Source organism: Agrobacterium tumefaciens (genome assembly GCF_009649785.1).
Taxonomy (GTDB): domain Bacteria; phylum Pseudomonadota; class Alphaproteobacteria; order Rhizobiales; family Rhizobiaceae; genus Agrobacterium; species Agrobacterium tumefaciens.
On sequence record NZ_WJOK01000025.1, the window covers coordinates 1 to 19,288 of the forward strand.

At 58.9% G+C, this 19,288-nt stretch carries 20 protein-coding genes; 7 read left to right on the top strand and 13 right to left on the bottom strand.

The window, feature by feature from the left end; genetic code table 11:
- Positions 1–99 precede the first annotated feature (99 nt).
- Genes trbI through traI form a run of 12 tightly spaced genes read right to left on the bottom strand, consistent with a single transcriptional unit; the run spans position 100 to position 10,409 of the window.
- Positions 100–1,401 (bottom strand): IncP-type conjugal transfer protein TrbI, encoded by a 1,302-nt coding sequence (gene trbI / locus GH784_RS21995; protein ID WP_153793752.1) that lies wholly within the window; start codon positions 1,399–1,401, stop codon positions 100–102.
- 11 nt (positions 1,402–1,412) lie between these two features.
- Entirely contained in the window at positions 1,413–1,895 is a 483-nt protein-coding gene (gene trbH / locus GH784_RS22000) for a conjugal transfer protein TrbH (protein ID WP_153793753.1), read from the bottom strand.
- Positions 1,895–2,713: a P-type conjugative transfer protein TrbG gene (trbG, locus tag GH784_RS22005; protein ID WP_194842991.1), complete on the bottom strand. Its 819-nt coding sequence runs from the start codon at positions 2,711–2,713 to the stop codon at positions 1,895–1,897. The genes trbH and trbG overlap by 1 nt, the downstream gene beginning before the upstream one ends.
- Positions 2,714–2,763: 50 nt before the next feature.
- A complete protein-coding gene (locus tag GH784_RS22010) occupies positions 2,764–3,426 on the bottom strand; it encodes a conjugal transfer protein TrbF (RefSeq protein ID WP_153793755.1) in 663 nt (220 codons plus the stop codon).
- A gap of 15 nt (positions 3,427–3,441) precedes the next feature.
- Positions 3,442–4,632, bottom strand: coding sequence for a P-type conjugative transfer protein TrbL (trbL, locus tag GH784_RS22015; RefSeq protein ID WP_153793756.1), 1,191 nt, complete (start codon positions 4,630–4,632; stop codon positions 3,442–3,444).
- A complete protein-coding gene (gene trbK / locus GH784_RS22020) occupies positions 4,626–4,835 on the bottom strand; it encodes an entry exclusion protein TrbK (protein WP_153793757.1) in 210 nt (69 codons plus the stop codon). Before trbK ends, trbL begins: the two co-directional genes overlap by 7 nt.
- 20 nt (positions 4,836–4,855) lie before the next feature.
- A complete protein-coding gene (gene trbJ / locus GH784_RS22025) occupies positions 4,856–5,665 on the bottom strand; it encodes a P-type conjugative transfer protein TrbJ (protein ID WP_153793758.1) in 810 nt (269 codons plus the stop codon).
- Complete coding sequence (locus GH784_RS22030) at positions 5,637–8,099, bottom strand: conjugal transfer protein TrbE (protein WP_153793759.1); 2,463 nt, start codon at positions 8,097–8,099, stop codon at positions 5,637–5,639. The genes trbJ and GH784_RS22030 overlap by 29 nt, the downstream gene beginning before the upstream one ends.
- Before the next feature lie 11 nt (positions 8,100–8,110).
- Positions 8,111–8,410 carry a conjugal transfer protein TrbD gene (locus tag GH784_RS22035; RefSeq protein WP_046634572.1) on the bottom strand — a complete coding sequence of 100 codons (300 nt, stop codon included), beginning with the start codon at positions 8,408–8,410 and terminating at the stop codon, positions 8,111–8,113.
- Positions 8,403–8,813, bottom strand: coding sequence for a conjugal transfer pilin TrbC (trbC, locus tag GH784_RS22040; RefSeq protein WP_153793760.1), 411 nt, complete (start codon positions 8,811–8,813; stop codon positions 8,403–8,405). The genes GH784_RS22035 and trbC overlap by 8 nt, the downstream gene beginning before the upstream one ends.
- On the bottom strand, positions 8,803–9,774 hold the full coding sequence (trbB, locus tag GH784_RS22045) for a P-type conjugative transfer ATPase TrbB (RefSeq protein ID WP_323131487.1): 972 nt from the start codon (positions 9,772–9,774) through the stop codon (positions 8,803–8,805). The genes trbC and trbB overlap by 11 nt, the downstream gene beginning before the upstream one ends.
- The gene (gene traI / locus GH784_RS22050; RefSeq protein WP_153793761.1) at positions 9,771–10,409 is read right to left on the bottom strand and encodes an acyl-homoserine-lactone synthase; all 639 of its coding nucleotides are present in this window, start codon (positions 10,407–10,409) and stop codon (positions 9,771–9,773) included. Before traI ends, trbB begins: the two co-directional genes overlap by 4 nt.
- A gap of 376 nt (positions 10,410–10,785) precedes the next feature.
- On the opposite strand from traI, the gene repA reads away from it, so the two are divergent.
- The 3 genes from repA to repC all read left to right on the top strand — a co-directional run bounded on the left by repA (position 10,786) and on the right by repC (position 14,457).
- Positions 10,786–11,976, top strand: coding sequence for a plasmid partitioning protein RepA (gene repA, locus GH784_RS22055; RefSeq protein WP_153793762.1), 1,191 nt, complete (start codon positions 10,786–10,788; stop codon positions 11,974–11,976).
- Between the two features lie 84 nt (positions 11,977–12,060).
- A complete protein-coding gene (gene repB / locus GH784_RS22060; protein WP_153793763.1) occupies positions 12,061–13,056 on the top strand; it encodes a plasmid partitioning protein RepB in 996 nt (331 codons plus the stop codon).
- A 156-nt stretch (positions 13,057–13,212) separates the two neighbouring features.
- Positions 13,213–14,457, top strand: coding sequence for a plasmid replication protein RepC (repC, locus tag GH784_RS22065; protein WP_153793764.1), 1,245 nt, complete (start codon positions 13,213–13,215; stop codon positions 14,455–14,457).
- Between the two features lie 244 nt (positions 14,458–14,701).
- On the opposite strand, the gene GH784_RS22070 is transcribed toward repC, so the two are convergent.
- Complete coding sequence (locus tag GH784_RS22070) at positions 14,702–15,232, bottom strand: esterase/lipase family protein (RefSeq protein ID WP_246670476.1); 531 nt, start codon at positions 15,230–15,232, stop codon at positions 14,702–14,704.
- A gap of 263 nt (positions 15,233–15,495) precedes the next feature.
- Here GH784_RS22070 and GH784_RS22075 point away from each other — a divergent pair, with 263 nt between their 5' ends.
- The 4 genes from GH784_RS22075 (at position 15,496) to GH784_RS22090 (ending at position 19,287) form a co-directional block, all read left to right on the top strand.
- Positions 15,496–16,311, top strand: a complete 816-nt coding sequence (locus GH784_RS22075; protein WP_153793765.1) for a restriction endonuclease — start codon at positions 15,496–15,498, stop codon at positions 16,309–16,311.
- 732 nt (positions 16,312–17,043) lie between these two features.
- Positions 17,044–17,289 (top strand): P-loop NTPase fold protein, encoded by a 246-nt coding sequence (locus GH784_RS27630; RefSeq protein WP_153793766.1) that lies wholly within the window; start codon positions 17,044–17,046, stop codon positions 17,287–17,289.
- Entirely contained in the window at positions 17,244–18,257 is a 1,014-nt protein-coding gene (locus GH784_RS22085; protein ID WP_153793767.1) for a KAP family P-loop NTPase fold protein, read from the top strand. The genes GH784_RS27630 and GH784_RS22085 overlap by 46 nt, the downstream gene beginning before the upstream one ends.
- On the top strand, positions 18,169–19,287 hold the full coding sequence (locus GH784_RS22090) for a hypothetical protein (protein ID WP_153793768.1): 1,119 nt from the start codon (positions 18,169–18,171) through the stop codon (positions 19,285–19,287). Before GH784_RS22085 ends, GH784_RS22090 begins: the two co-directional genes overlap by 89 nt.
- Position 19,288: the final 1 nt, after the last annotated feature.

The following is a 19,288-nucleotide window of genomic DNA, read 5'->3' on the forward strand; positions in this document are numbered from 1 at the left end:
ATATAAATACAATCTGAAATTGATCATGGGTGTGTACGGCCCTGCTGGTCCTTAGAGTCTGTCAATGCGTCTTAGCAAAATTGAAAATAGTCCCTCATCTCAGCGAAATTGACCCGGAAATACAATGTCCTGATCTACCAGGACATTCAGCTTGTAGCCCGGTCGGATCTGCAACGTCGGTTGCACGTCCATATTCCGATTAATGGTCCGTTCGGCCACGCGCCCGAATGTCTCGGCGAAATTCCGCCGTGCGGCATCGGACGCCGTATCCTGTGTGGCGAGCGAGGAACTCTCGGGCACCGCCATGTCGATGCCCGTTCCGATCAGCGCAATCATGACCGCCGAGCCGAAGGTTTTGAGATAGTGGTTGTTCACCTTATCTCTGAAGCCGCCATAGCCTTCCGCGTCCGTGCCGGCCATGCCGCCGATCTGCAGCGTCGATCCGCTCGGAAAGATGATGTCGGACCAGACGACGAGGACACGGCTTTGACCGAACGAAACCTTGCTGTCATAGCGACCGAGCAGTTTTGTGCCCTGCGGTATCAGCAGGCGATGGCCTGTTGCGCTGTCGTAGACATTCTGGCTGACCTGAGCGGTGATGCGCCCCGGAAGATCGGAATTAATTCCGGTTATCAATGTCGCCGGGATAACCGAGCCTCGTTTCAGTTCGTAGAGAGACTGCTGCGGCACGACACGGTTCGGCAGATATCCGAGATCCTTGAGATCGGCATTGAAGAAATCTTCCTTGGAGTTCTGTCCGTTGGGATCGACATTCTGCCCACCGAGACCGGCGCGCAAGGCCGCGGCGTAAAGATCGGATGCGTTTCCGTTCGCAGCGGCTGTCGTCGTCCGGCCTCCGGCGCTCTCATCTTTTTCCGACCGCGCTTCCAGCTTGCCGCGATCGATAGCGAGCGGCGCGTCATAGGCGGAGTCCCGCGCCTGAATTCGAGTCATGCGCTGACGTTGCTGCTCGCGCAGAACCTGTTCCTGTTGCTCGCGGGCGAGTCGCGCGCGCCAAACCTCTTCCGGCTCCAGTTCCGATCCTTTCCGTTGTTCTTGTCTCGGTTCGGGTTGCGTGAATGGGTTGGCCGCCTTCTGTTCGGCCTGCGTCGTCTCGACCGGCGTCGGCTGGAACGTCGTTTGCGGCTGTGGCTCACCAATGATGCCGTCGGTGACGCCTCGCTTGATCTGGTCGGCATAGGTCGAGGCGGGATTGCCGGAACTGGTGTCCGGGCCGCTATCCTTGCCAAAGTAAAGCCCGCGCGAGGCGAGCCCTAAGAAGATGATGCCAAGAAAGGAGACCAACAGCACGATCACGACGAAGACCGGCACGCGATTCACCCGCTTGATGCCGGCATCCTGACCATTGGCGGCACCACCGAGCTTGAGAGACTGCACCATAATATCCTCCCTCACCCGCGCCGCATGACGGACAGGGCGCTTGCAGGTGTCGCATCCAATTTCGTCACTGTGTAGGCCCGGGCGAGTTCGACACTGCTCGTCGAAAGCCGTGCCAGCACCTGGCCGTCATAGGGGACGATGACATAGGCGAGCGCAATGACGGTCGAGCCGCTATCCGTCTTCTGGTCGGTCACCACGGCATAACCCCATCCTTTCAGCGCTGTTTCAAGTGCCTGGCCGAAGGGAGAGCCATCCTGTTTGAGCGCAACGGTTGCCTTCCCCTGTCCGATCTGCTCGGCGAGACGGCTGACCATGTCGCCGGCGATGGCGCCTGCCGCCTTTCCGGAGATCTCTGGAGGTGCAGCGCTCGTGGCAAGACTGCCGGTTTCCGTTTTTGACTGGCAACCGGAAAGGAGGATGGCGAGGCCACTGGCTATGGCGAGGCAGCGGATGCGGCCGAGGCTGTGCGCGTTGCTGCGAAAAATGTTCAGCATCACCGCCCTCCCCTGCTGATCGTTACCTTCTGCTGTTTCCAGCCAACGCCTGAGACCAGGACAGCACGATCGATGTTGTAGTCGACCACCATCATGGTGCTCTTCATGCGATAGTTCACGATGCGGTTCTGGCCGCCGGAGACGACGAACAGAACCGGCGCATCCTGACCGGAGATCGAGCGTGGAAACTGGATGTAGGTCTTTTGTCCATCCGAGTAGACACGGGTCGGACGCCAGCCGGCACTGCCCGAGACGGAATAGGCAAAGCTCAATTGCTCGGCGGGAACGCCGGCACCTGGAATGGTGCTGGCTTCCAGCCGCGCCTTGACATCGGCAAGCTTCGCCGAAACGTCTTCGGGATATTCGAACCCGACACGGGCCATATACCGGGTCGGATGCGATTTCAGCTGGATATGATAGGTCCGCCGTGACGTGGTCACGACCATCGAAGTGACCATACCCGGTTCCGACGGCTTGACGATCAGGTGGATCGCTTGCCCACCGGCCGCACCCGATGTCGCCGGCTCTACTTTCCAGCGGACCGTATCGCCGACCAGCACATCGCGCACCACCTCGCCACCCTGAAGCTCAATGTCACAGACCTGCAGCGGAGAGCAGACGACGGATGGCTGTACCTCCCCATAGAGAAAAATCACCTTTCCATCGGGGCCTTTCGTCACCAGCCCTCGGCTTCCTCGCCATTGTGTCGAAATCCCCATGCCTTTCGCCTCGTTGGCGGTGACACCATCGGCGGCGAGAGAAACAGAAGGGAAGGTGAAGGAGGCAGCAACGGCGATAGCAATGATGCCGGCGCCCATCGTGACCCGCGATAGTTCGTTTGATCTGTTCATGTTCGGGGCCATGCCTTTCAAAGCTGTGCAGTCCAGTCGAAGTCGCGGAGATAGAGACCGATGGGATTGAGGCGGATGATGCCCTCGTCCTGGGGCGGCGTCAGTGTCACGGTGGCGATGCCGCGGAAGCGGCGGGTGGCGGTCTCCTTGCCGCGGCGGTCCCGTTCAAACTCGGTCCAGTCGATCTGGTAGCTCTGGTTCGAAAGCGCGACGATGTTGTTGACCTCGATCGCCACCGTCGCGGTCTTCGCCTTCTCGAAGGGCGAATTCGAGCGAAACCAGGCATTGACCTTTTCCGTTGCTGGATCGGAGGTGCGCAGCAGCCCATAGGTCCGGTCGATGTACTGCTTCTGCACGACCGCATCCGGCGTGACGGATCGGAAGTTCGAAACGAAACTGCCGAGTGTCGCGCGCACTACTCTGGGATCGGCGTATTCGATTTGCTGCGGGAAACCCGCATTGACGGCAGTGCCAAGCTTGTCGACCTCGACGATATAAGGGATCAACTTCACCTGGGTGCTCTGGTAGAGCGCGTAACCAAAACCGATGACGGCCATGGTCATGCCGGCAATGCCGACAATGCGCCATGCGGCGGCGGCTTTTACATAGGAACCGTAGCGCTCGTTCCATTCGCTGCGTGCGGCGATGTAGGGATTATCGGGAATATTCTGTCCGGCCATTTTTTCAGCGTCCCGTCATTTGCTATCGTTGATCGGAGGAGGGGGCGGTGATGAACCTGGCCGGCCTGGCTGCTGATCCAGCTTTGCGTTGGCAAGGCCGAGCATAGATCCGGCGTAGGCTCCCGGTGAACCGATGGCCTTCTCTTTGGCAGCCGAACCGACCGCACCAGCGGCTCCCCCAATCCCAGCTTGCATGCCGCGTAACGCAGCACCTGCCAGGGACGAGCCCCCTGCCCTCGCGGCGCTGGCGGCACCAAAGCCTCTGCTCGCCGCGCCTGTTGCCAAAAAGCCGGCGCCCGCGGCAAAGGAGGCAGCCTGTCCGCCGTGGCGGATCGCTTCCATGCCGCCGCCAACCGATGCGCCCTGGACCACGCCCTGCAGGATGGGCGGCACATACATGGCGATGACGAAGACAACGACCGAGATGCCGGCAATCGCCAGCGTTGTGATGAACTGTTCCGAGGTCGCCGTGGGCGCTTCTGCCAGTCCGAGAAGGATGTCGGAGCCGATCTTGGCGATCATCACCAGGGCCATCAGCTTCATGCCAACGGAAAAGGCATAGACCAGATACTTGATCGCAAAATCCTTGGTGTGGGACGAGCCACCGAGCCCAAGCATGATCATGCCGGCGAGCAGGCCCACATACATCTCGACCATGACGGCCACGAAGATCGCAGCGACCAGGCTGAACGACACGACGACCACGACCATGGCGAAGACGGCGGCGATCGCCAGCGCATTATCCTCCCAGAGGCCGAATTTCGCCTGTTCCGACATCTTCGTCGCGACACGAATGCCGGCGTCAAAAATGTTAGCGGGAGAGGCGGAGCCACCACCCGCGCCGATCTGGTAGAGACTGTCGACTACGGCCTTCGCAAACTCCGGTCCTCTATCGAGTATGAAGGCGAACAAACCGATGAACATGATGCGTTTGACGAGTTCGGCGAACCAGCTGTCGAGCGAGGCGGCATTGACTGCCAGCCATACGGCAGCAATCCCCACCTCGATGCCGGCAAGGATCCAGAACAGCGAGCGGGCTGCACTCATCACCGTCGTCTCCCAACCCTTGGCAGCGGTGACGACGGAATTTTCGAGTGTGGTCAACACCTGGCCCTGTTGCGCCAGCGCGGGCGTGGTCGCCAGAAGAACGACCGCCGTCGCGATAAACACCCTTTCGAGCGCGCGGGAAGAGGGAATCGCTACCATCGGGGCTTCATCTCCTGGCCGCCGCGGATGTCGCGGTCGGAATTCCCGCCAAAGAACTCTTCGCGATATCGGCGCTGTTCTTCATTGGCGGAAGAATTCATGGCAGCGGTGCCCAACCCGGAGACTGGCGTGGCCTGCGACTGGACGACGATCCAGTTCATGACGCTCGCACCGGCCGCGGAACCGGTCGCTACTAGGGCCATAAGGAGGAACAGACGCGGGCTCACCAGCGCGGCTCCATGGTCTGGCCGCCCCTGATGTCACGCTCGGTTCCGCTGAAGAACTGTTCACGCCGTGCTTGCGCCAGATCCTTCTGCGCCTGCTCAGACTGGTACCAGGTCCCCATCATTGTCATCTGCTGGGAGACGAGACCGCGAAGTTTCTGCATCTGGGCGATCTGCTGCGCTGCGAGCTCGTGGCCGACCTGCAAAGCCTTCATCTGGCCATCTGCTGTTTCCGACATCGATCGCATCGAGGACATGGTATTCTCCTCGCTGGAGAACTGTTCCGCCGTGAGATTGGCGGCCTTCAACGTGCCGGCAATCGTGTCGCGATTGGTGTCGGACCAGTTCTGATAGGTCGTGGAGAAGCTCGCGCCGTCAGGCAGGTTGCTCTTCATGTCGGCGAAGCTCTGGAAGCGCTGCTTCAGCACATCGTCGACATTGCCCATGGAGAATGCGACGCCCTGGCCTTGGTTGACGATGCTTTGGAGGTTCTTCAGATCGCTTTCGACCTGGCCCCATATGTGGTTTGGAAGCTGCGCGGTGTTTTGTAGCATGTTCTTATAGATGTTGAGCTGATTTTGAATCTGCTCGGCCAGCTGCGAGATCTGGGTAATCTGGTTGTTCACCTGCTCAGCGGACTTGCCGACGAGGCTGATCAGTTCAGTATTGTTGGCAAGCTGGGTCCACTCGGTTGCCTGTCCGGTGACACCGCCGGCTTGCACCGGGAGAGCGAGTGCGGTCAAGAGTGCGACGGCCGCAGCAATTGCGGGGTGCGATATACTATTCGGTTGGGAAGAGCGTGTGGGCATGGGCGATCCCCCTTTGCTGGAGCCAATGGAGAGGCCAGGCGGCCCCATGTTCAAGACGCAGGGCGCGGATGCGCTTGAGGTCTTCCTTTCCGGACGCTCCGACAAAGGAGAGCGCAACAGGACCAAGGGCCATGTCGAAGAGGCGGCGGCCTTCTGGCGACACGACGTAATAGTCCCGCTTCGGGATCGCGGTCGCGACGATCTCGATCTGCCGTTCGTTGAAGCCGATGCGCTCGTAGAACTCGCGCGTGCCCGGCTCCCGCGCCGCTCCGTTGGGTAGGCAGATCTTGGTCGGGCAGGATTCCTTAAGCACATCGATGATGCCAGACCGTTCGGCATCAGAGATAGATTGGGTGGCCAGCACCACGGCGCAATTGGCCTTGCGTAGTACCTTCAGCCATTCCCGGATCTTGTCGCGGAAGACCGGGTGGCCGAGCATCAGCCAGGCCTCGTCAAGGATGACCAGACTCGGTGCACCGGTGAGCCGCTTTTCGATGCGTCGGAAGAGATAGGTGAGTACGGGGACGAGATTTCGCTCGCCCATGTTCATCAGTTCCTCGATCTCGAAGCACTGGAAGGCGCCAAGCGCCAGACCGTCTTCCTCGGCATCGAGAAGCTGCCCCATCGGACCATCGACGGTATAGTGATGCAGGGCGTCCTTGATCTCCCGCATCTGGACACCCGAGACGAAGTCGGAGAGCGAGCGGCCGCGGGACTCGGCCATCAGTCCAACCTGCCGTGAAATGGCATTACGGTAGTCCGGGGTGATCGTCACACCCTGCAGCGCGATCAGCATCTCGATCCACTCGGACGCCCATGCTCGGTCGCCATCAGTCGAGAGCTCGGCCAATGGGCAGAAAGAGAGTGCCCGTCCCTCCCCTGCTTCCTGAGCATCGCCACCAATCTCATAATGATCGCCACCGAGCCCCAGTGTCAGCGGCAGCATCGAGCCCCCCTTGTCGAACGCGAAGATCTGCGCACCGGCATAGCGTCGGAAGTGGGCGGCGATCAATGAGAGCAGCGTTGATTTGCCGGATCCGGTCGGGCCGAAGATCAAGGTGTGGCCGACATCGTCGACATGCAGGTTCAGCCGGAAGGGTGTCGATCCGCTGGCAACCTGCATTAACGGCGGCGATCCGGCCGGATAGAACGGGCACGGTGCTACGGGGCTTCCAGACCATACCGAATTAAGCGGTATCAGGTCGGCGAGATTGCGGGTGCTGATCAACGGCTCACGGATATTGGCGTAGGACACGCCCGGCAGGCTGCCGAGAAATGCATCGGTGGCGTTGATCGTCTCGATACGAGCACCAAAGCCTTCGGCCTGGATCAGGCGCCGGACCGCCTCACACTTCTCCTGCAGGCTTTGCTGGTCCTGATCAAAGAGAACGATGACCGGCGTATAGTAGCCATAGGCCACAAGCTGCGACGAGGCTTCGGCGATCGCGTCTTCGGTTTCGGCCACCATCAGCATCGCGTCCTGGTCGAGCGACCGCGACTGCGTCTGGAAGAGCTGATCGAAGAATGGCCTGACCTTCTGCTGCCACTTCTTGCGGGTACGCTCGAGCCTTGCGCGTGCCTCCTCGGCGTCGAGGAAGATGAAGCGGGAGGACCAGCGATAGGTGAGCGGCATCACGTCGAGACTATTGAGGATTCCCGGCCAGCTTTCGGCGGGCAGGCCATCGATCGCCACCACGCCGAGAAACCGGTTCTCAACAAGTGGCGTCAGGCCGTGCTGCAGCTCGGCCGTCGCCAGCCAGTCGAGATACATGGGGATATCTGGCAGGCGCACCGGATGATTTTCCCCGGTGATGCAGAAGCGGATGAACTGGAAGAGCTCGTCGTAGCGGGCGACACGATGACCACCGCGCTCCGACGTTTCGCGTGTCATCATCCGCTGGATCGACACGACATTGGCGAGATACTGTTCGACCTCACGGATCGAGGTCAGAAAGGTTTCAAGTGCTTTGTCGGCATAAGTGGCAGATCGGCTGGCAACGTCGGAATAAACATAGCGCGTCAGTCCGGACCGTCGCGGTTCCGGTGGGCGCCAGGTGAGGATCAGGGCATGACGGCTTTCGTAATGCCCCCTCTCCTTCTGGAAATGCGCCCGCCGCTCCGCATCGATGGCGCGGGTGACCGGATCGGGGAAATGGCTTGCTTCCTCCGTTGGATAATCCCCCGTGGGCACCCGGACAGCCTCGACCTGGATCATCCAGCCGGAACCGAGGCGCGACAGGATGGCATTGATCTGCCGTGACACCTCGTTTCGCTCGGCATCGGTCGAGCTTTCGCTATCGGGTCCGGCAAAGTACCAGCCCGCCATCAGTGAGCCGTCCTTCAGGAGAAGGACGCCGTTGTCGACCAGCCCGGCATAGGGAACGAGATCGGCAAAGGACGGACCGGAATGGCGGAAGGATTTAAGCGCAACCATGCCGAACTCCCTTAATACCGGCGCCACGGCGACGACGTCGCGCGGTAGAAGGTCTTGTAGGAGATATGCCTGATATAGACCCTTCGCATCAGCGGATCGGCTTTGGCCATCATACGAAGGGCTGCGACCGCGACCAGCCAGATCGCAACGCCGAACAGCGCCGCATACCAGGTGAGCACAACGAATATCAGGATGACGGCGGCGAGCGCTGTCACCAGGACAAGCTCACGATCAGCGCCCATCAACAGGTTGGGACGTGACAGCGCCCGATGCACCCGCGACCGGATAAGGTTGGAGCCGGCTTCAGCCACGAGCCCCCTCCCCGACTGCTGACGGCGTCATCACAGCCGCAGGAAAGGCTGGAGCAACATCTGCCTCGGCGTGGACCTCACCGATCGATGCACCAGTTGCGCCGAACAGAGCGACGATCTGGGTGGCGCCGAGGAGAACGCCGCCGACCAGAGCGACGTAGCAAAGTCGACGGGCAAAATCGTTGAGTTCTCCGCCGAAAATCAGCATGGCGCCTGCGATTGCGACTGCGGCAAGGGCAATGAACCCGGCGACGGGTCCGGTGATCGATTGCTGGATCTGCTGCAGTGGCGACTCCCACGGAAGACCGCCGCCACCTGAGGACGCCAGTGCAGGCTCCGAGAGGCTGAAGGAGATGGCAGCAAACATAATCACTGCGAGAATAGAATGGGGCTTACGCGACATGGCTGTCCTCGTCGATCTGGGCATAGTGTTCGGTCTGGTAGTGGTTGTTTCGGTATCCTTCGATGTGGATCACCTCGCGGATACGCCTCCCCTTTCCCGTCCGCTCGATCGAGACGACGAGATCGACCGCCTCGCCGATCACCTCCTGCATAGGCTGCTGGCTGGCCTCGGCGGTCAGTTGTTCGAGCCGGCGCAAGGCCGACATCGCGGTGTTGGAGTGGATTGTGGTGACGCCGCCCGGGTGGCCGGTGTTCCAGGCTTTTAGGAGGGTCAGGGCTGCACCGTCACGGACCTCGCCGACAATGATGCGGTCTGGACGCAGCCGCATGGTGCTTTTTAGCAACCGCGCCATATCGATGGTATCGCTGGTATGCAGGCAGACCGCGTTTTCGGCAGCGCACTGGATTTCGGCAGTATCTTCGAGGATCACCATGCGATCGTCCGGTGCGCTCAAAACGATCTCGGCGATTATTGCGTTGGCGAGTGTCGTCTTGCCGGAGCCAGTACCCCCGGAAATGACGATGTTCATTCGAGCGTCAATCGCGCTGCGAATGGCTGACGCCTGGGCTTCGGTCATCACCTTTGAGGTCACATAGTCGTCGAGCGGGATTAGTCGTGAAGCTCGCCGACGGATTGTGAAGGCAGGGCTGGAGACGATCGGCGGAAGCAGGCCCTCGAAACGATGACCACCAATGGGAAGTTCGCCGGAGATGATCGGGCGCTCGTCATCTGCCTCCGACTGCAACGCGTGGGCGACGCTGCCGATGACGACCTCGGCGGCTGCGGCACTCATCCCGCCGGCTTCGACTACACCATGACCGAGCCGTTCGATGAACAGTCGGCCGTCAGGGTTGAGCATGATCTCGACGACTGTCGCATCGTCAAGCGCTACGCAGAGCTGGTCGCCGAGCGCATCCTGGAGCTTGCGGACAAGTCTTGGATGGGAGCGAAGCTGGGTCACGCTGCGCTCCTCTCCGAATGATCATCAGTACGAGAGAGAGCGGACCGATAGTTCGATGGGCGAACCTGATCTAAGCTCTCCTGATCCGCTGGAAGTGTGCCGGCGATGGCGACAGTGTTGCCAATTGCCACCGGTTCACCCAACCGCGCCATTGGCCAGCCTGCCCGGTTCAGGATGCGCTCGAAGCGAAGATCAGTAGCGGTAACGATCCTGTCGTAGCCGTTCGCCATCGACCATTCGATGATTCCAGCGAACATGGTCAGTGTCGCAAGGTGGAGTTGGCCCCCTCCCCTTCCGGCAGGCAAGGTCGTATCAACGCAGAAGCGCGAACTTTCGATCATGGTACTGGTCGCGTTGAGCGAACCGTCCGCCAACAGTTGCGGAAATGTCAGCTCAAGCATAGTTGGGCCTACCGCCGGAAGGAGGCGTGCGCATCCTATCAACTTGTTCTCACCGGAGACAGCGAGGATGTAAGTCGGGTTCAGGTCGTCGTACTGATCCCGCTCGTTACCATCAGTAATGGCGACATCCCATTCGAGCCGCCCGCCGAATACGTTAGCGCGCAGCCCGTACATCTGTTTGAGAAGAGTCTGATGCTCGACATATCGGTCGGGCGAGATGGTGAGAACCTGCATCCTTATCTCCGCGTGAACTTCGTCAGCGTGATGAAGATCATCTCAATCCACGGTTGGCCATCTGCAGATCTGCAGGCGGTGATTCTGGTGAGTCGGGGTAATCGAGTTGTGAATCAAGCCAACGCGGGGTGTGCAAAATGGGTTAGATTTCTGCAGATCTGCAGTTTCCACCGACTATACGCGACCAATGGAATCTGGCTAACTTGCGGAAAGATATCGCCGATTCACCGAGCGGCCGCGATTCACGCACATTCCGTTAACTTCTTGTTAACCTTAAATGTCTTGCGGCGCGATGGGAATCGGATGATAGTTTCGCAAATGATGGCCGCAAAGCCATTTTTTCGAAAGTGAAGACCCCCGGGAAAAAGTTCGCAAAATGAGCACTGAGCTGCAGAACAGGTTTGATATCGAGATCGCCCAGCAGGGGTCGAAGATCTCAAGCGCGTTGCATATGTTGCGCAGCCAGCAATACCCGCCGGACGCTCGCAAGGGATTGCGCAAGTTCCAACTTGCGGAAGTCGCCGATTTCATGGGGGTGACGCAGACGCATCTGAGGCAACTCCATTCCGATGGCAAGGGGCCGGAGATCGAGTCGGTCAGCGGACGCCGGTATTATACGGCAGACCAGATGTTGGAGCTTCGGGATTATCTCGAGGCAAACAAGAAGTCCGACAAGCGGTACTACGTGCCAAGACGCCGCGAGGGCGAACCGATGCAGGTTGTCTCGGTCGTCAATTTCAAGGGGGGCAGCGGCAAGACCACCACGGCGGCACACCTTGCGCAGTATCTTGCTCTCACTGGCCATCGGGTACTGGCGGTCGATCTCGATCCGCAGGCCTCGCTCACCTCCCTCTTCGGGATCCAGCCGGAGCTTGACGATACTGCCTCTCTCTATGAGGCTCTTCGCTTCGACGACGAACGCAAGTCGATCGCGGACGTCATCCAGCCGACCAACATCCCGGGACTGGATGTGGTCCCGGCAAACCTGGTTCTCCAGGAATACGAATATGACGTGCCGCTAGCGATCTCGTCCAGGAAGGGCGAGGACGGCCGGCTGTTTTACATGCGGATCGCCAGTGCCTTGAAGCAGGTCGACGACAAGTATGATGTTGTCGTCATCGACTGCCCTCCTCAGCTCGGGTACTTGACGATCACCGCACTCATGGCCTCGACAGGCATCCTCATCACCATCCATCCGCAGATGCTGGACATCATGTCGATGAGCCAGTTTCTCATGATGCTCGGGGGGATCATGGGACCGGTTGCAGAGGCCGGGGCGGAGATGCGGGTGCAGTGGTTCCGCTATCTGATCACGCGCTTTGAGCCCACGGATATTCCCCAGACGCAGATGGTAGGGTTCATGCAGTCGATGTTCGCACAGCAGATGTTGAGAAACCATGTGGTAAAATCCACGGCTATTTCCGACGCGTCGATCAAGAAGCAAACCCTTTACGAGGTCGAGCGGGGCGAGTTCGTCCGCGCGACCTACGACCGGGCAATGGAAAGTCTCAATGCCGCCAACGCGGAAATCGTCGATCTCATCCATGGTGTATGGGGGCGAAAATGAGAGACTTGTCAGCCGTTTTTTTTGCCGTTTTTGAAAGCGCGATGAATGGCTTGTCGCAGTTGAACGCTCATCTGGAGACCGGCCATGTCGCGTGAAAATCCATTCGCCAAGCTGGACATGGCTGCCATCTCGGCGAGCCAGACGCCAACCAAGCCGGGCTACGGCATGACAGGAGCGGCAAAGACGGTTGTCCGCTCCATCGAGGATATGGCCGAGAACACCAAGAAGCTCATGGAAGGCGAGGTGATCGTCGAGCTTGATCCGCAGTTGATCGATGCCTCCTTCGTTACCGACCGCCTGTCCGACGATGGGGAGGAGTTCCAGGAACTGCTCCAGGCGATCAGGGAATCGGGTCAGACGACACCTATTCTGGTTCGCCCGAGCTCGACGGACGCCAAGCGATATATGGTCGTGTTCGGCCATCGTCGCCTCAGGGTCGCCCGTGAGCTTGGCGTTCAGGTCAAGGCAATCGTCAAGAAGTTGGACGACACCACCTCCGCAATTGTTCAGGGCCAAGAAAACGCGGCTCGGTCAAACCTTTCCTTCATCGAGCGCGCCTATTTCGCGCAGAACCTGATTGCGTCGGGAATGACCAAGGAGACAGTTCGTTCTTCGCTTGCCATTGACGAGGCTATGCTCTCGAAGATGCTCGCGGTCGTCGAAGCAGTGCCGGCATCTGTTATAACGGCCTTGGGCGCGTCCAAGAAAATCGGGCGCGACCGGTGGCTGAGCCTCCGCCAGCTTGTCCTTTCCCCTGCCCTGTCCAAGGTTGCGATCGAGCACGTGGAGTCTGCCGACTTCCAGACGCACCCTGAAGGCGACCGCTTCGACAAACTCCATGATCACCTGAAGCGATACAAGGCCAGGTCAGCCGCCAGGAAGCCGAAGGCTGAGCCTGCTGTCCGGGACTGGACCTCGACCGATCGCGCGTTGAACATGGTGATAAATGCGAAGGCAAGGAAGGTTGCCATCGAGCTTACCAATGCTGAAGCCAGGCCGTTCAGCCAATGGCTGTCTTCACACATGGGTCGTTTGTACGAGGAGTACAAAGGATCGAAAACTGAAACGAACGGAGACTGAACCGCAAAAGAAAAAGGCCCCCAAACGGCGAACCGTGGAAGCCTCTCTCGTCATCTCTAGCAGGATCGAGAATCGCATTTCCCGGAATCACAGTCAAGAGTCTTGGCGCCGATTTGGTGAGCGGATTTCCTTTGCCTGAAGCAAGGTGAAAGAAAAATGCAGACGGGACATGTGACGACGCCCTTTGGGCGGCGGCCGATGTCGCTCGCCCTGGTACGAAGCCAGATGGCGATCGAGAATCCGCGACCGGAAACGCGCATCGAGAAGTGGAAAGTCTTTCGAGACGTATGCGAGGCACGGGAACGCCTGGGAATTCAGGACCGGGCACTTGCCATCCTTGATGCCCTCCTGACGTTTCACCCTCACGCGCAGCTCGACCCGAGCCAGTGTCTGGTCGTCTTCCCATCCAACGCCCAGCTGTCCGTTCGGGCCCACGGGATCACCGAGACGACCCTGCGAAGGCAACTCGCCGCGCTGGTTGACGCGGGCCTTATTCTCCGGCGCGACAGCCCGAACGGCAAACGTTATGCACACCGCAACCGGGATGGCGAGGTCGAACAGGCCTATGGGTTTGACCTGACGCCGCTGCTGGCTCGGGCCACTGAACTCGCCCTGATGGCGCAGGACGTCGCCGCCGAGCGCGCGCGCTTCCGCCGTGCAAGGGAAGCGCTGACGATCTGCCGTCGCGATGTGCGCAAGTTGATCTCGTCCGCCGTGGAAGAGGGCGCGGCCGGCAACTGGGACCATGTGGAGTCCGAATATGTCAGCATTCTCGCTCGCCACCCTCGCCACCCGAACCGCTCTCAGGTCGAGACTACGCTCGATGAAATGGAGCTTCTGCGGGAAGAGGTACTCAACATTCTGGAAATTCAGCTTAAAACGCGAGAAATGCATGGCAATGCCATTCAGGATGACCGCCACATACAGAATTCAAACACCGAATCCATAAATGAACTTGAACCTAGCTCCGAAAGAGAGCAGGGCGAAAACTTGGCGGACAAACCTCTGACGAGGGATGAGCCGAAGGAAAAACAAAAGACGAAACGCGAGCCGATCAAGGCGTTCCCGCTCGGAATGGTCCTTCGTGCATGCCCCCAGATCTCCGATTATGGGCCTGACGGGCGCATCGAACACTGGCGCGAGCTCATGAAGGCGGCCGTCGTAGTGCGCTCGATGCTTGGCGTCAGCCCCTCTGCCTACGAGGAGGCGTGCAACGCCATGGGGCCAGAAAATGCCGCGGTGGCTATGGCCTGCATTCTCGAGCGGTCAAATTTCATAACGTCGGCCGGAGGCTATCTGCGGGATCTCACCAGGCGCTCTGAGCGCGGGGAGTTTTCGCTTGGGCCGATGCTGATGGCTCTTACGAAGGCGAATGGCTCGGGAAGTCGAAGGACTGCTTGATGTCAGTACAGCGCCGGGGTTGATAGGAAGAGATCGGCCTATGAGCTCTCTGCTTGCAGTCGAATTGTCAGCAGTTTTTTTTCGCGATTTCCTGTTATGATACAGGGTTTTACTGGTTTTGAAGGCCGACTTCTCACGGCGGTTGGTTAAGCGCCTCGGGTGTCTCATCGGTCGCGACAAGATACCAGTTTGGCTTTGCTTTCCAGGTGGGCACGGTGACCCGACCATCGAGAGCGCCGGCGCCTCAAGGTACCTGGGAGGTAGCCAGGAAGGCGGCGAGGTCGGGACGGACATCGGCGGCGAACGATTGTGCGAACTTCGCCTTATCGAGGAACAGGAAACCGTCGACTGTCGGAAGGATCGGGGGTGCAGTAGTGCCGGGTACGGGATTGGCGATCAGGCTGGAGACAGATTCACCTGCGCCGTGCGCGAAGGTGGCAATATAGACGAGCGACTTGACCTTGGGGTCGAATCCGGCCTCGAAGATGACGACACCACCGTAGGAGTGGCCGACCAGGACCACATCGCTGGTCCACGCAGCGATCGTGCGTTTCGCGACAGCGACGTCATCCTCCAGGGCGATAGTCGGGTCATGGACGATGGTGACATCGTAACCGTCCCTCTTGAGGATGTCGTAAACGCCTTCCCAGCCCGAACCATCGATGAAGCCGCCGGGGACGAGAACGATGGATTTCTGTGTGCTATCGGCTGCCATTTCTCCCATGGTTGCGGCAAGCATCACGCCCGACGCAAGCAGTTCGAAGAAACTGGACATTGGATGACTCCTTCAGGTGTCGCTTGGCGAACAGTTCGCCAACACACGATGACTACTCCGGCTTGCACGCTTTCAGGTTGAACGATCCTGCAGCGCTGCAGGATCGTTCAACATAACAATGAAGAGGGTGATGAGCGACGGCAGAGCTTACGACCAATGGCCAATCTTCGAGTTACTTCGGCGTGATGCGAACCGCAGGAAGACGTTAGGGAATGCTTCAAGGCTGCTGATGTAAGCTAAAACTTTAATTGTTGCTTGGCCCCATGACAAAATCTGCGATCATCACCAGTCGTCCACTTCGAAATTGGAAGGAACTACAACGAGAGTCCGCACGCATTCTCCGTGAGTGTGGATTCTCGGTCTATGAGCCGTTCACCGTTGAGACAGCTCGCGGAACGGTGGAAGTAGACGTGCATGCCGAAGAGGATCTCCAGGGACGCAAAAACGTAATACTTTGCGAATGCAAATACTGGAAAACGGGAGTTCCTAAAAACGTGATCCACGGCTTCCGAACGGTGATGGCGGATATCGGCGCGAACATCGGCTACATCGTCGCGCCGGCGGGATTTCAGTCCGGCGCGGGCCCGGCAGCCCAATATACGAATATAGAGCTTGTCACCTGGGAGAGGTTTCAGGAGATATTTGCTCCGATATGGATGCGGCACCAGTGGGTTAAAGAGGCTGAAGAGATCCTGGAACTGGTGATCTTCTTTTCCTCGGCCGACGATGGCGAGGATTTTGCAAGACAGGTCTGCGGCGAAGACAAAGATGTTGTCGTAGCCCTTTGCGACGAGTATCTCGGTTTCGCCGCCTACGTGCTTGGTCAAGCTGAGGCTCGACGGTGGGTCAAATCAGATCATGTGCCTTCTCTGCCACTCGCTGAGTTTCCCGACGAGCATGAGTTTCTTCCGACAGAAGTTGTCCATGCAAATTGTTTACGGAGTTTTCTAGCTGCGGAGCGCGCTCATGCCCTGCAAGGAGCAAAGAGACTGCTTAAAATCCTTCAACGTAACAATCATTCTCAAACAGGGCTTCTCCAAGAACGCATCATGAGAAGTTCCAAATCGACGCCTGTCTAAACTGCGTGCCAAAGCGAGAAGGTGGGGCGCGCTAAGTCCCTGAAAGCTGGCACGTCCCTCCGCTGAGGAGCTATGCCTCGCGCAAATTGATGGAATGACCGAAGAACTTTTAGGCAAGCCCGATTTTTGCCGAGATTGACCCGATCTGCTGCGGCCATTGCAATGCGGTTGTCCAGCCGCGCTATGTCGCATTCGTTCAGCACGCGAATTCGACGGTCTCCCCTTGGCCAGTCGCGCCGAAACATAAGACCGTGTCCCACCTCGGCAAACCTGACCCAGGCTTCGACCTCTATAAGAGCCTCGCCGCCCGTCCACTTCGCCGTGTTGGGTTGTTATATGGGTCGTTTGCGGACGGGGGCGGAATCCTACGTTGAGGCTTACTTTGGCAGAGGTGCGTTTCACAAGGCTATGGAATTCGAAGAAGCCCTAGCCGGTGTTATGCTCGGCGTTCCGAACTGGAAATTTCCCGAATGGAAGTGGGGTGATCACCGCGTTCCCGGACGACCGGTCAAGTCGGAAGTGTGATCTCCAGGCGTGTTAGTCTCAGGAGGGGATTGGACCGGCTTTGGTCAACACGGACGCTGCAGCCGAGAGCCAGCGTGATTTAGGTAATTTTCCATCTTTCCTATGGCAGGATGCGACAGCCTTTTCTGTGTTGATGACTGTCAAAATTCGGTCGTTTGAAGGGCAAGCTGGCTCGCCTTTGTTCGAACGACGATCCATTATGCTGCCATGAGCGAACTAATTTTTAACGGCGATCGGCCGATCCAGTCCCCAAGTGAAGACCAGTTTGGATTTGCAGCGCTTGCCGAACGCATCGCCGCATCTCTGACCTCGCAAGCGGCATACAAGGGCTTCGTGTTGGGCCTTGAGGGAAGGTGGGGCTCCGGCAAATCGAGCTTGCTCGCGCTGACATTGGCCAAGCTCCGCGGATGGATCGGGCTAAGGTCGCGGCCGTCGAGTTCAGGCCGTGGTTGATCGGTGACCGCGATCAATTGTTGACGGCTTTATTCGAAGACCTGGCCAAGGCCATTGCCGAACTCCAAAAGGCCCGCGGTGACGCCAGCGGCGTTAACAAGCGCGCCGCCGGCGATGTCGTTGATCAGGTGCGCAGTTTCGCCCGGCATCTAGGCCCGGTTGGGAAGCTTGCCGGATTGGCCGGCCTCGTTCTTCCCGGGGCATCCGCAGCTGGGAGCATATTGGAAACTATTGCCGCTGCGGCTTCCGAGCAGACGCAAGCGCCGACCTTGGTCGCGCAGAAGGAGAAGCTGGCTTCAGCCTTGCTCGATCTCGACTGCCGGATCGTCGTCGCGATCGATGATGTCGATCGTCTCGAGCCGGCGGAAGTCGCCGAATTGTTGCGGCTTGTTCGTTCTGTCGCCGACTTCCCCAGTGTCTCCTACCTCCTCTGCTATGATGGGGTCACACTCGCCCATGCGATCGAAACTGGCACAGGCGTCTCAAGCGGCACGGCTTACTTGGAGAAAATCGTCCAGACCGAAGTCGCCGTGCCGAGGCCAGAATCCTTTGCTCTCAGACGTTGGTTCACCAAGGAGCTTCAGACCTTCATGACCTGCGATGAATCGCGGGTCTCGGATCTGCAGCAGGTTATCGACGAGACGGGTGGCCGCGTATTCAAGAACCCGCGTGCGGTCATCCGCGTTCTCGACAGCCTCAGGGTCTTCTGGCCGAGCTTGGCCGAACGCGTTGATACGCCGGATCTTGTCTGGCTTCGGCTTATTGCAGTCGGGTCTCCCTTTTTACCGCTGGGTCGAGGAGTACCTGGTCGAGTTTGCGGCTTTGAGCAGCGGCCGGAGTCGCGTTTCGGACGAAGAACGGCTCGCTCAGACGCAAGCGATGGATGCGGCACTGGAAAGGGACGGCTCGACATGGGAGGCGATGCAGTACGAGCTGGATCGACATCTTCCAGGTATCGACCTTTATAATTTCAGAGAGGAGAAGGATACTCGGATCTTCTCACCGGATGATCGCGGTGGCTTGGCCCAAGCCGCCAGATACAAGCGACTTGCCAGCCCAAGCCATGCGCGTATTTACTTTACGCTGGTCCCTCCGATCGACGGCGTTTCCGAGCTCGACGCCGACAGGTTGATCGAAGCGGCGGGCAAGGGGAGGGCGGAAGTCGCGGCATTTCTTGTCGAAAGCGATCGTCACAAAGGTGATGCGGGCGCCTCTAAAGCAGAACGCTTGGTCGATCAACTCCGCTTCACCCCCCTCGAATTGCTCAAAGCCTGGCCAGTGGAAACTCTAATTGAAGGCATGGTAGACGCGGCGGATGACCTCGCAGAGGACAAGAGCGGGCGGGAATGGGGCCAGCCGCATATCTGGTTCCTGATGCAAAAGGTCCTAAGGCAGATCCAGGCTGCGACGCCTGCTCGGTACGATGCGGCGCTTGCGTCGGTGTTCGAAACAGGCGCGTCGATGGGTTTTCTCACCGAGATTTTCCGGCGGGAAACGTTCGGGCATGGATATTACGGTGACAGGGCGAGCCCTTATGATCGACTGATGACGGCCGAGGCTTACGAGGCTGCTCGCATTATCATGTTGCGGCGATACTCCAAGCTTGACATCGACGGTATCGAGCCAAGCCCATATGCATCGTTAATGCTTGCTTGGTCCCAGGGCGGAGCTCGGGACGAAGTGATGCAGAAGGTCGCCGCGCGGGCCAACAACGAAACTTGGCTCCTCCGGTTCCTTCAATCACTCTATGGGCCAAGGTCAACTCTATCACGTGGGGCAGTGGAAACTTTCTTTGCGTCCCCTGTCGCCGTTATCCGCCAAGTGTTTTCTCTGGCTCGCAGTGGCAACGAGCAGGCGAGGGACATCATCAGTTCCTTCCTTGCTAACAACCATGCGGATGAAGATGAAATCGAGGCCATCTTCACGGACTGGGAAGCGGGTACCAGTCTACCGGAAAGCCAGCTCGAACGGGAAAGTGACGACGCCGACGCAGAATGAT

Excerpts from the sequence above, each read along its gene's own strand:
- trbI (WP_153793752.1), bottom strand. The coding sequence starts at position 1,401 with ATGGTGCAGTCTCTCAAGCTCGGTGGTGCCGCCAATGGTCAGGATGCC.
- trbH (WP_153793753.1), bottom strand. The coding sequence starts at position 1,895 with ATGCTGAACATTTTTCGCAGCAACGCGCACAGCCTCGGCCGCATCCGC.
- trbG (WP_194842991.1), bottom strand. The coding sequence starts at position 2,713 with ATGGGCGCCGGCATCATTGCTATCGCCGTTGCTGCCTCCTTCACCTTC.
- GH784_RS22010 (WP_153793755.1), bottom strand. The coding sequence starts at position 3,426 with ATGGCCGGACAGAATATTCCCGATAATCCCTACATCGCCGCACGCAGC.
- trbL (WP_153793756.1), bottom strand. The coding sequence starts at position 4,632 with ATGGTAGCGATTCCCTCTTCCCGCGCGCTCGAAAGGGTGTTTATCGCG.
- trbK (WP_153793757.1), bottom strand. The coding sequence starts at position 4,835 with ATGGCCCTAGTAGCGACCGGTTCCGCGGCCGGTGCGAGCGTCATGAAC.
- trbJ (WP_153793758.1), bottom strand. The coding sequence starts at position 5,665 with ATGCCCACACGCTCTTCCCAACCGAATAGTATATCGCACCCCGCAATT.
- GH784_RS22030 (WP_153793759.1), bottom strand. The coding sequence starts at position 8,099 with ATGGTTGCGCTTAAATCCTTCCGCCATTCCGGTCCGTCCTTTGCCGAT.
- trbC (WP_153793760.1), bottom strand. The coding sequence starts at position 8,813 with ATGTCGCGTAAGCCCCATTCTATTCTCGCAGTGATTATGTTTGCTGCC.
- traI (WP_153793761.1), bottom strand. The coding sequence starts at position 10,409 with ATGCAGGTTCTCACCATCTCGCCCGACCGATATGTCGAGCATCAGACT.
- repA (WP_153793762.1), top strand. The coding sequence starts at position 10,786 with ATGAGCACTGAGCTGCAGAACAGGTTTGATATCGAGATCGCCCAGCAG.
- repB (WP_153793763.1), top strand. The coding sequence starts at position 12,061 with ATGTCGCGTGAAAATCCATTCGCCAAGCTGGACATGGCTGCCATCTCG.
- repC (WP_153793764.1), top strand. The coding sequence starts at position 13,213 with ATGCAGACGGGACATGTGACGACGCCCTTTGGGCGGCGGCCGATGTCG.
- GH784_RS22070 (WP_246670476.1), bottom strand. The coding sequence starts at position 15,232 with ATGTCCAGTTTCTTCGAACTGCTTGCGTCGGGCGTGATGCTTGCCGCA.
- GH784_RS22075 (WP_153793765.1), top strand. The coding sequence starts at position 15,496 with ATGACAAAATCTGCGATCATCACCAGTCGTCCACTTCGAAATTGGAAG.
- GH784_RS27630 (WP_153793766.1), top strand. The coding sequence starts at position 17,044 with ATGAGCGAACTAATTTTTAACGGCGATCGGCCGATCCAGTCCCCAAGT.
- GH784_RS22085 (WP_153793767.1), top strand. The coding sequence starts at position 17,244 with ATGGATCGGGCTAAGGTCGCGGCCGTCGAGTTCAGGCCGTGGTTGATC.
- GH784_RS22090 (WP_153793768.1), top strand. The coding sequence starts at position 18,169 with ATGGATGCGGCACTGGAAAGGGACGGCTCGACATGGGAGGCGATGCAG.